We start from the raw sequence: 10112 nt of genomic DNA, 5'->3' as shown, positions 1-10112 counted from the left end.
AGCAGCACCTCAGCAGGCTACTCCCAGCGTCGTCGTGCCGCGCTCGTCAGGGCTGTTCGTCCCAGAGCTTCGTCAGCAAGGACAAGATCTCCTCGCCGCGGCCCAGCCCGCCGAGGTGGCTTTCGCCGGGCAGCACGAACAATTCGGCGTCGGGCAGCAACTCCACGACGTGCTTGCCGTGGGCGAACGGGACGATGTGGTCGCTGTCGCCGTGCCACCAGCGGACCGGGACTTTGACCTCGTCAAGCCGGAATCCCCAGTCCTGGGTGAACAGGATGATGTCGTTGAAGGGGGCGGCCAGTTGCTTGCGGCTGCCGTTGAGCAGGTCGTCGAGGAACATCGCCCCGAACTCGGGCCGGGTGAGCAGGCGCCGGTCGCCTTCGGGGGAAATCGCCGCGTACAAAAACAAGGCGATGTTCGCGACCGGACGGATCGACCGGACCAGCAGGCTCGCGCCGAACCGCAACGGGTCGCCGCCCAGCTTCAGCAGCGGCGCCGCTCGCTTCCCCAGGTTCATCAGCCCACTGGTGACACCCTCGTCGCCGAGGAACGGCGCGACGCCGCCGAGGATCCCCGCCGCCACCACCCGGTCGGGCATCGCCGCGGCAGCCGCGAGCGCGTACGGGCCGCCGCCGGACAGGCCGATGACGGCCATCTTGTCGATGCCGAGAATGCCCGCGATCGTCCCCAGGTCATCGGCGAAGGCCCGGATGTTGGAGTACCGATGGGGCGACGACGAACCAATCCCGGGGCGGTCCAGGCCGATCAGCCGGATGCCGTGCTCTTTGGCGTAGAGCCGGGCCTCGGTGGGAATCTGGCGGCGGGCACCGGGTGTGCCGTGCAGCCAGAAGAACGCCCGGCCCTGCGGGTCACCGAACTCGGCGAAGCCGATCTGGCGGTCCTCGCCGACCGCGATGTTGCCCTCGAGTTTCGGGCGGGCGATGTCAAAAGCCATGCCCAGAGCTTTGCATGTGACCGGGGTTTTACAAAAAGCTCACGTCTTTGCTGTGGATGAATTCTGCCGGCGGCATCCGCGGGATACGGGCATACGCTTTTTGCATGCCATCGCGAAAGACTTACACCTCCTACAGCATCGCTTGCGCGCTCGTGTGGGCCGTGATTCTGGCCCTGGTTGCGGTCTGGTCCCCCGATCGCTTGCACACCTTTCTGTTGGTCGGTGCCGGCTGGCTGATCGGATGGATTTCGGCGACGATCGCCAGGTCGGTGTATCCGCCGCCAAGAAGGAATTACTGAAGCACCCGTTCGCCGATGACCCGCTGCTGGCGCAGGCCTGCCACCTCGTCGTCGGACAGGCCCAGGCCGCGCAGGATCTCGTCGTTGTGCTGGCCGAGCGTCGGCGCGGGTGTGCGGTGGTGACGAGTCGGCCCGGGGCTGATGCGAAATGGCCAGCCCGGATATCGGTGGGCTCCGCTGATCGGACGCTCGAACTCCTCGTAAAAGCCCCGCCCGTCGAGTTGGGGTATGTCATACATCTGGTCGCCGGTGATCACCCGCTCGGCCGGAATACCTTGCACCCGAAGGGTTTCCAGGATCGTGCCGGGTGACTGCGTGCGGGTCCAGCCGGCCACCAGCTCGTCGAACAAGTCGTGATCGACCGCGCCGTCGTCGGGCACGGACAGCGCTACCCAGACGTCGTCCTCGTTGGTCGGATACACCCCTTGCAGGTAGCCGCGGCGGCGATTGCCTTCCCGAGCCGCCACGACACCGTTCATCGAGTACTCGATCACGGGCTCGGCCGTCACGCACGCGGCGACCTCGATCTGCGCGACCTCGATCAACCGCCCCTGCCCGGTGCGGCGCCGGTGCTCGAGCGCGGCCAGCAGCGCGACGCCGGCGTGCACGCCCACGACGGGGTCGGCGGGTCCCTGCGGGTTGCACGGCGGCCCCTCGGCGTAGCCGGTGATCGCCGACATCCCCGCGGTCTGCTCGAAGTTCAACGCCCATCCGACGTAGTCGCGCCAGGGCCCCTGCAGGCCGAAGCCGGGCATCCGGACCGCAATGATGTCGGGCTTCAGCGCCACCAACGACTCGTAGTCGAGGCCGAACTGCTCGACCACTCGTGGCGAGAAGTTCTCCACGACGACGTCGGCCTGTGCGGCCAGCCGCCGGGCGATCGTCAGCCCGCGCTCCGAGGTGAGGTCGAGCGTGAGGTCGCGCTTGTTGAGGTTGGTGGCCTGCCACAGCGCGCTGCGCTCGTACCAGTCGTCGCCCTCGAAGGGGAACGCGCCCGAGTAGCGAAAGCCGTCGGGCCGCTGGATGGATTCCACCTTGACGATGTCGGCACCGAACGCACCCAGGTAACAGGTCAGGTAGGCGCCGGCCCAAAAGGTGCTCAGATCAAGCACTTTCAGTCCCTCGAAAGGATGGGACGTCCGATGCGATGCCGGGCCGGGTTGTGCCGCCGGGCCTTCGGTGAAGCGAAACGCCTTGCCGGGCCGTTGAAATCCCCCGCCATCGATGAAGAAACCCCGCTTGGCGTATTGCGGACACTCGACAATGGTGGCGCCGTCGTTGACCGGGGCGGCCGGTATGCGCAACGCCTGGCACAGTTCGACGATCTCCGCGACCGCTTGCTCGGCCAGCAACGGCTCTGCGCGAGAATAGAATTCGGCGCGCTCCGGGCCGCCCAGCATGACCGCGATCTGCTGCTCGCCGAACTCGGGCAGGCCGAGCATCGCGCATACGTCAAGCCAGTGCTGACCGGTCAGACAGTTGATCCCCACCCAGCCGTCGGCGGCGCGGATCACCCCCAGCATCGGGGCCGACCGAACGTTGGTGGGCAGGCCGAGACTGCGCATCCGTTTGGCCATCAGCATCGGATACGGCAGGGTCGACAGCAGCGACTCGAACTCGGAAACGTCGACTTCCCTGATACGGCCGGCCGGCTGCAGTCGCAGCGCGGTCAACGCGCCCAGCGCGCCATAGGCACCCGCGACGTATTCGGCGATGCGGCCGCCGACCTGCACCGGCGGGCGGTCGGGATCGCGGCGGCTGACCCAGCCCGATGCCGCCTGCACGGTCAGCGACGTGGCGGGCCGGTCCCGCCACGGGCCGGTCTGCCCGAAGTGAGAAATCCGGAGCAGCAACAGGTTTGGGTTGAGCTCGGCCAGGCTGTCGACGTCGAATCCCCAGCCGTCCAGCGTTCCGGGCGGAAAATTCTCGACGAGCAGGTGCGAATCCGCGATCAGTTCGCGGGCGTCGTCAAGCGTGCCAAAGCGCTTGCCGGCGTTGAGGTACTCGAACAGCCCGCCGCGCTGCGCGACTCCGCCGGGGAACGGACCCCACCGGCGCAGCGGGTCTCCGCCGGGCGGCTCGACCTTGGTGACCTCCGCCCCGAGGTCGACGAGAAGCTTTGTGGCGTAAGGGCCGGAGATCTCGCTTGCGATTTCGACGACGTGGAGCCCCGCGAGGGGTTCCGTCACGCGGGAACCCCGATGGCCATCGGTTCCATGTACTGATGCAGGCCGCCGACTCCACCGCCCTCGCGCCCGAATCCGCTCAACTTGAAGCCCCCGAACGGGGCACCACCTGGTCCGCACCCGTTGACCGCGATCTGTCCGGTGCGGATACGGCGCGCGACACCGACGGCCCGGTCGACGTCGCCACCCCACACCGCGCCGGACAGTCCGTACTTGGAGTTGTTCGCGATCGCGACCGCGTCGTCGTCGTCGCGGTAACGCAGCACCGTCAGCACCGGCCCGAAGACTTCCTCTTGCGCGATAGTGGAATTCGGCTCCACCTCGGTGAGGATGGTCGGTTCGAAGTAGTAGCCGACGTCCAGGCCGGCCGGACGAGCGCCCCCGGTCACCAGTTTGGCTCCGTCGTTGCGCGCCCCGGCGACGTGCGCCTCCACCCGCTCGCGCTGGGCCGCGCTGATCAGCGGACCCATCTGCGTCTCGGGGTCGGCCGGGTCGCCGACCTTGACCGCGCGGGCCAGCGCGACAAGCCGGTCGACGACGTCGTCGTGCAGCGAGTCGGGAAGCAGCAGCCGGCTGTGCAGGATGCAGGCCTGTCCGGCGTGCAGCGAGCAGCAGTCGAAAAGCATCTGCTGTAGCATCTCGTCGGTCACCACCGTGTCGTCCAGGATGATGCTGGCCGACTTGCCACCCAGCTCCAGCAGGATCCGCTTCATGGTGTCGCTAGCGGCCGACATAACCTGGCGGCCGACGAGCGAGCTGCCGGTGAAGCTGACCATGTCGATTCGCGGATCGGTGGTCAGCAGCTTGGCGGCCTCGACGCCGGATGGCGTGACGACGTTGACCACACCGGGCGGAATGTCGGTGTGTTCATCGATGATTCGCGCCAGCGCCAGCCCGGCGACCGGTGTCAGGGGCGAGGGCTTGAGCACGACGGTGTTGCCCGCGCCCAGCGCGTGATTGAGCTTCATGACGTTGAGGCAGTGCGGGAAGTTCCACGGCGTGAGGATCGACACGACGCCGAGCGGCTGATGTCGCAGCAGGGTGGTCCCCGCGCTGATCCCGCTCACCGCATCCTCGGTCAACTGCGTGGTGAGCTGGGCGGCGTACATGGACATGTATGCGGCGCCGTCGATTTGCATCACCCGCTCGTTGGCGATGCAGCCCCACTCGGCTTGGGACAGCGCGAAGAACTCGTCGGCGTGCTTCATCAACGCGTCGCCGAGCTGGCTGAGGCAACCGGCGCGGTCCTCGAGGCTCATCGAGGCCCACGGCCCGTCGTCGAACGCGCGCCGCGCGGCCGCGATCGCCTGGCCCACCTGCGCGACGCTGGCGTCGGGGGCGGTGGCGAAGGACTGCTCGGTGGCCGGCGAGACATCGTCGTAGCGACCATCCTCCGGCTCAACCCATCTACCGTCGATGTAGAGCTGATAGGCGTCGACAAGTGGTCCCGGGGGCTGTAGCTCGGCCATCTGCTTCCTCACCCGAACGTCGGTCATCTAGGGACACAGTGTTCACCCGTTCGAGACGGGCGTCAATCACCAATCGGGCGAATTGCCGCCTCCTTCAGCATGTTGTCTCCCTTATTGACATAGGCAGGCACCACAGAGTAGACACGGTTCGCAGGACAGATGACATCAATCTGTCGGATCGGCGATCTCGCCGATCTTCCCCAGGGAGGTTTGCCCGTGCAGACTACGTTTCCCCTGCACTCACCCGATTTCTACGCGGGCGACCCCTATCCCGCATACCGGGAGCTACGCGCGAAGGCCCCAGTCTGCTGGAACGACGTCACCAACTTCTGGGCGCTGCTCAAGTACGAGGACATCCGCTTCGTGTCGAGCAACCCGACGCTGTTCTCGTCGACCCAGGGCATCACCATCCCCGATCCCGCGATGCCGAGCCCGGTGCAGCCGGGAAGTCTGATCTTCACCGACCCGCCGCGGCACCGGCAGATGCGCAAGCTGATCAACGCGGGCTTCACCCGCCGGCGAGTGGCCGTGCTGGAGCCCAAGATCCGCGAGATCGTGCGCGGGATCCTCGACGCTATCGAGCCCGGGTCCGTGCACGAGTTCGCCGAGAAGATCGCCGCTCCCCTGCCGACCCGGATGATCGCCGAGCTCATCGGCGCACCACCCGACGACTGGGAGCAGTTCCGGGCGTGGTCGGACGCGGCCACCGGATCCGCCGACCCCGAGATCGAGCTTGACCCGCTGGTGGCGAGCGGACAGCTGTACGAGTACTTCCAGAAGTTGATCGCGGAAAGGCGCATCGAGCCGCGAGACGACCTGCTGTCGGTGCTGGCCGGCGCCGAGATCGACGGGATCTCGCTCACCGACGAAGACCTGCTGAACTTCGCGTTCCTGTTGCTGGTGGCCGGCAACGAGACCACCCGCAATCTGATCGCGCTGGGCACGTGCGCGTTGATCGCGCACCCCGACCAATGCCGGCTGCTGGTCGAGGATCCCGGACTGATCCCGGCCGCCGTGGAAGAGATGTTGCGCTGGAACAGCCCGGTGGTCCACATGGCGCGCACCGCGACCGCCGACATCGAGATTCGCGGCCAGCGGATCGCCAAGGGTGACGTGGTGGTGATGCTCTACGGCTCGGCCAACCGGGACGAGGACATCTTCGGCGCTGACTCGGAGGAGTTCAAGGTGACCCGGCATCCCAACCCGCACATCGGCTTCGGGTGCGGTGAACATTCCTGCGTCGGTGCGCAATTGGCCCGTCTGGAGGCATCCGTGCTGTTCGACGAACTGCTGCGCCGCTTTCCCAGGCTGGAACTGGTCGGGGACGTGGACCGGATGCGGGCCACCATGGTACCCGGAGTGAAGCGCATGCCGGTGCGCCTGTCGGGGGCCTGAGGAGATGGACTTGGAATACTCGCCCGAGCAGGAGCGGCTGCGCGCCGAGATCCGCGCCACGCTCGAGCAGGTGATGACGCCCGAACGCACCGCCGCGATCGACGAACGCATGGAGGGCGGCCCCGCGGTACGCGAATGCGTGCAGGCCTTGGCCGCGGCCAACCTGCTTGGCGTCGGGTGGCCCAAAGAATATGGTGGACAGGGCTTCTCGGCTGTCGAGCAGTTCATCTTCTCCGAAGAGGCGCGGCGGGTGAACGCGCCCATCCCGCTGGTGACGCTGAACACGGTCGGGCCGACGCTCATGCAGTGCGGCACCGAGGAGCAGAAGCGGCAGTTCCTGCCCGCGATCTTGTCCGGCAGCGTCGAATTCGCGATCGGCTATTCCGAGCCCGGCGCGGGAAGCGATCTGGCCTCGCTGCGCACCACGGCCGTGCGCGACGGTGACGACTACATCATCAACGGCCAGAAGATGTTCACCAGCGGCGCGGCCTACGCCGACTACATCTGGCTGGCCGCCCGCACCGACCCGAACGTGAAGAAGCACAAGGGCATTTCCATCTTCATCGTGCCCACTTCGTCGCCGGGCTTCTCCTGGCAGCCGCTGCACACCATGCCGGGCGTCTCCACCTTCTACTCCTTCTACGACGATGTCCGCGTGCCGGCCAGCGCTCTGGTGGGAGGGGAGAACCAAGGGTGGCAACTGATCACCACGCAGTTGAACTTCGAGCGCGCCGCCCTGGGCAATCTCGGCGCGCTCGAGCCGCTGTTCGACAAAACGCTGGACTGGGCCACCAGCACCGAGCTCGACGGTGGCCGCGTCATCGACCAGCCGTGGGTGCAGCTCGCGCTCGCCCGGGTCGAAGCGCAGGTCGCCGCCTACAAGCTGGTGAACCTGCGCGTCAACGCGGCGATGAGCAAGGGTGTGCTCAACATGGGCGAGGCCTCGGCAGCGAAGGTGTTCGGCACCGAGCTGACCCAGCAGGTCGCCCGCCAGCTGCTGGAAGTGCTCGACCACAACGGAATACGCCGCGGTGCCGACGCGCCGCTGCGTGGGGCCCTGGAAACCGCCTACCGCTTCGCCGTGATCAACACGTTCGGTGGTGGCGCCAACGAAATTCAACGTGACATCATCGCCATGGCCGGATTGGGCATGCCGCGAGCACCTCGTGACCTTAGGGCTCCACGGGACGGTCAAGACAAATCAGGAGGACAGAGTCAGTGACCGATTCAGAAACCGAGTTCCAAGCCAAGCTGCGGGCGCTTGTCGGCCAGGCCACCGGTGGCACCGGAAAGCCAACGGTGGCACCGGATCCGGTGAACCAGCCGATGATCCGGCACTGGGCGTACGCGCTCGACGACATGAATCCGGTTTACCTGGACCCGGAGTTCGCGGCCGCGTCGCGGTTCGGCGGCATCGTGTCGCCGCCGGTCATGCTGCAGACCTGGACCATGCCGTCGCCGAAGCTCGAGGGAATCGGCGAACGCGGCGGGGCGCCCATGGAGATTAAGGACAACCCGACGGCCTTCCTCGACGAGGCCGGCTACAGCAGCACCGTGGCGACCAACTCGGAGTTCGAGATCGAACGCTATCCGCGGCTCGGCGACGTCATCAGCGCGACGTCGGTCTTCGAGGAGGTGTCAGCGGAGAAGAAGACGGCCAAAGGCAGCGGCTTCTTCCTGACGTGGGTGATCACCTATACCGACCAGAACGGTGAAGTGCTGGGCCGCCAGCGATTCCGGGTGCTGCGATTCAGGCCGGCATCCTGATGGCGTCCCGACTGGCGCCGACGATCAGCCCGGACGCCGAGTTCTTCTGGAACGGGCTGCGCGACCACAAGCTGCTGATCCAACGCTGCGGCGGTTGTGGAACGCTGCGCAACCCGCCCCGGCCCATGTGCCCGAATTGCCGCTCCCTGGACTGGGAGCCGGTCCAGTCGTCGGGCCGCGGCACCGTTTACAGCTACGTGATGCCGCACGAACCGCGAGTCCCGTTCTTCGACTACCCCTACATCGTGGTGTTGGTGGAGCTCGCCGAAGGGGTGCGGCTGGTGTCGAACCTGTGCGACATCGACCCGGCCGACGTCACCGTCGGGATGCCGGTCGAGGTCTTCTTCCAGGCATTCGACAATGACCTTGTGCTGCACCAGTTTCGGCCGGCCGGGTGAGTGTCGATGGACTTCACGTTCACCGAAGAGCAGGAGACCATCGCCAAACTGGCCCGGGATCTGTTTGAGCGACGGGCCACCCCCGAACGCCTGACCGAACTGGAGGCCGGCGAAAGCCGCTATGACGGCGCGCTGTGGCAAGATCTCGCGGCGGCCGACCTGCTCGGGACGGGTCTACCGGAAGACGTGGGCGGCTCCTGCGTTTCGGGCGACGGCTTCGTCGAGCTCGGGGTGCTGCTGGCCGAGGTCGGTGCCGGCGTCGCTCCGGTGCCCGCCTACGCGACGCTGGCGCTGGGCGCGGACCCGATCGCCCGTTACGGCAGCGCGGAGCAACGGCAGCGCTTCCTGCCCGAAGTCGTTGCGGGAAGGCGGATCCTGAGTGCTGGCTTGCAGGAGCCCGGCCGCTCCGACCCCTCGCGTCCAGCCACGACGGCACGGCGCGACGGGTCGGACTGGCGGCTGGACGGCGTCAAGGAACTCGTTGCGGCCGCCCAACTCGCCGACACCGTGCTGATACCCGCCGGCACCGACGATGGTGCGGTGGGCCTGTTCCTGCTGTCGACCGACGCCCCCGGCGTCGAGGTCCGTCCCGTGCCGACCACCAACCGCGAACCGCACGCCGACGTATTTTTGGACGGCGCAACCGTTTCCGACGCCGACCGGCTCGACTGTCCGATCGGTGAGCTGCACACCCGCGCTCTTGTCGCGCTGTGCGCGATCCAGCTCGGCGTAGCCGACCGGGCGTTGCGGATGGCCGCCGAGTATACAAGCGGGCGTGAGCAATTCGGGCGCCCGATCGGCAGCTTCCAGGCCGTGCAGCAACGGATGGCCGATGCGTTCATCGATGTCGAGGCGATCCGGTGGACGACGTGGCATGCGGCCTGGCTGATCGCGCATGGCCGACCGGCCGATCGGGCGGCCCGCATCGCGAAGTTCTGGGCGGCCGATGCCGGTGCCCGCGTCGCGAGCACCACCCAACACGTGCATGGCGGAATCGGGATCGACGTCACCTATCCCCTGCACCGCTATTTCCTCTGGGCCAAGCACAACGAGCTCACCCTCGGTCCGGCCGCCCAGCAGCTGGCTTGCCTGGGCAGCACATATTCGGAAGGACACTGATGACGATCACCAACGCCCGCACGAAAACCTTGCAGTGGGCGGACATCGAGGTGGGCGACGAGGTGACACCCCTCGAAATACCCATCACCACAACGATGATCGTCGCCGGCGCGATCGCGTCGCGCGACTTCATGCCGGTGCACCACGACCGCGAGTACGCCAAGCAGCAGGGCTCGCCCAATCTGTTCATGAACATCCTGACGAGCAACGGCTATTGCGTGCGCTTCCTCACCGATTGGGCTGGGCCCGAGGCGATGGTCAAGAAGCTGTCGATCCGCCTCGGGGTGCCATGCTTTCCCGATGATCCCCTGCGCTTCACCGGCAGCGTGGCCGGCAAAACTGAAGGGACAGGCGGTGAGAACTTCGTCGAAGTGACCTTCAAGGCGTCCAACAGCCTCGGCGATCATGTCTCGGGAACCGCGGTGGTCAGCCTGCTCGACGGGACGGCCGCATGAGTGGTTCGCTGCCCGGCAGCTGCGCCATCGTCGGCATCGGCCAGACGGAGTTCTCCAAGGAATCCGGCC

Annotated in this window: 10 protein-coding genes; 7 read left to right on the top strand and 3 right to left on the bottom strand. The window is 67.0% G+C overall.

Features of this window, described 5'->3' with window-relative positions; genetic code table 11:
• Positions 1-46: 46 nt before the first annotated feature.
• Complete coding sequence (locus tag JOZ00_RS00945; protein WP_293338530.1) at positions 47-955, bottom strand: alpha/beta hydrolase; 909 nt, start codon at positions 953-955, stop codon at positions 47-49.
• 104 nt (positions 956-1059) lie between these two features.
• Between JOZ00_RS00945 and JOZ00_RS00940 the strand changes: the two genes are divergently transcribed.
• Complete coding sequence (locus JOZ00_RS00940; RefSeq protein ID WP_293338528.1) at positions 1060-1254, top strand: hypothetical protein; 195 nt, start codon at positions 1060-1062, stop codon at positions 1252-1254.
• Here the strand turns inward: JOZ00_RS00940 and JOZ00_RS00935 are convergent.
• Together JOZ00_RS00935 and JOZ00_RS00930 are read right to left on the bottom strand one after the other, a co-directional pair.
• Entirely contained in the window at positions 1248-3443 is a 2196-nt protein-coding gene (locus JOZ00_RS00935; RefSeq protein WP_293338526.1) for a CoA transferase, read from the bottom strand. The two genes, JOZ00_RS00940 and JOZ00_RS00935, sit on opposite strands and share 7 nt — an antisense overlap.
• Complete coding sequence (locus tag JOZ00_RS00930) at positions 3440-4909, bottom strand: aldehyde dehydrogenase family protein (RefSeq protein WP_293338532.1); 1470 nt, start codon at positions 4907-4909, stop codon at positions 3440-3442. Before JOZ00_RS00930 ends, JOZ00_RS00935 begins: the two co-directional genes overlap by 4 nt.
• A gap of 159 nt (positions 4910-5068) precedes the next feature.
• Here JOZ00_RS00930 and JOZ00_RS00925 point away from each other — a divergent pair, with 159 nt between their 5' ends.
• From JOZ00_RS00925 to JOZ00_RS00900, 6 genes are read left to right on the top strand one after another with little or no spacing between them, the layout of a single operon-like run.
• Positions 5069-6304, top strand: coding sequence for a cytochrome P450 (locus JOZ00_RS00925; protein WP_293338524.1), 1236 nt, complete (start codon positions 5069-5071; stop codon positions 6302-6304).
• A gap of 4 nt (positions 6305-6308) precedes the next feature.
• On the top strand, positions 6309-7526 hold the full coding sequence (locus JOZ00_RS00920) for an acyl-CoA dehydrogenase family protein (RefSeq protein WP_293338522.1): 1218 nt from the start codon (positions 6309-6311) through the stop codon (positions 7524-7526).
• Complete coding sequence (locus JOZ00_RS00915; protein WP_293338520.1) at positions 7523-8071, top strand: MaoC family dehydratase N-terminal domain-containing protein; 549 nt, start codon at positions 7523-7525, stop codon at positions 8069-8071. The genes JOZ00_RS00920 and JOZ00_RS00915 overlap by 4 nt, the downstream gene beginning before the upstream one ends.
• Positions 8071-8469 (top strand): Zn-ribbon domain-containing OB-fold protein, encoded by a 399-nt coding sequence (locus JOZ00_RS00910; RefSeq protein WP_293338518.1) that lies wholly within the window; start codon positions 8071-8073, stop codon positions 8467-8469. Before JOZ00_RS00915 ends, JOZ00_RS00910 begins: the two co-directional genes overlap by 1 nt.
• A gap of 6 nt (positions 8470-8475) precedes the next feature.
• Positions 8476-9588 carry an acyl-CoA dehydrogenase family protein gene (locus JOZ00_RS00905; RefSeq protein ID WP_293338516.1) on the top strand — a complete coding sequence of 371 codons (1113 nt, stop codon included), beginning with the start codon at positions 8476-8478 and terminating at the stop codon, positions 9586-9588.
• A complete protein-coding gene (locus JOZ00_RS00900) occupies positions 9588-10043 on the top strand; it encodes a MaoC family dehydratase (protein ID WP_293338514.1) in 456 nt (151 codons plus the stop codon). The genes JOZ00_RS00905 and JOZ00_RS00900 overlap by 1 nt, the downstream gene beginning before the upstream one ends.
• The last annotated feature ends 69 nt before the right edge of the window (positions 10044-10112 follow it).

It is taken from the genome of Mycobacterium sp. (assembly GCF_019243155.1).
Taxonomy (GTDB): Bacteria; Actinomycetota; Actinomycetes; order Mycobacteriales; family Mycobacteriaceae; genus Mycobacterium.
This window is presented reverse-complemented; position numbering and strand designations above follow the sequence as displayed.

What these genes read in the sequence shown, in the direction of transcription:
- JOZ00_RS00910 (WP_293338518.1), top strand. Translation starts at nt 8,071, where the DNA reads ATGGCGTCCCGACTGGCGCCGACGATCAGCCCGGACGCCGAGTTCTTC.
- JOZ00_RS00905 (WP_293338516.1), top strand. Translation starts at nt 8,476, where the DNA reads ATGGACTTCACGTTCACCGAAGAGCAGGAGACCATCGCCAAACTGGCC.
- JOZ00_RS00945 (WP_293338530.1), bottom strand. Translation starts at nt 955, where the DNA reads ATGGCTTTTGACATCGCCCGCCCGAAACTCGAGGGCAACATCGCGGTC.
- JOZ00_RS00930 (WP_293338532.1), bottom strand. Translation starts at nt 4,909, where the DNA reads ATGGCCGAGCTACAGCCCCCGGGACCACTTGTCGACGCCTATCAGCTC.
- JOZ00_RS00940 (WP_293338528.1), top strand. Translation starts at nt 1,060, where the DNA reads ATGCCATCGCGAAAGACTTACACCTCCTACAGCATCGCTTGCGCGCTC.
- JOZ00_RS00920 (WP_293338522.1), top strand. Translation starts at nt 6,309, where the DNA reads ATGGACTTGGAATACTCGCCCGAGCAGGAGCGGCTGCGCGCCGAGATC.
- JOZ00_RS00925 (WP_293338524.1), top strand. Translation starts at nt 5,069, where the DNA reads ATGACATCAATCTGTCGGATCGGCGATCTCGCCGATCTTCCCCAGGGA.
- JOZ00_RS00900 (WP_293338514.1), top strand. Translation starts at nt 9,588, where the DNA reads ATGACGATCACCAACGCCCGCACGAAAACCTTGCAGTGGGCGGACATC.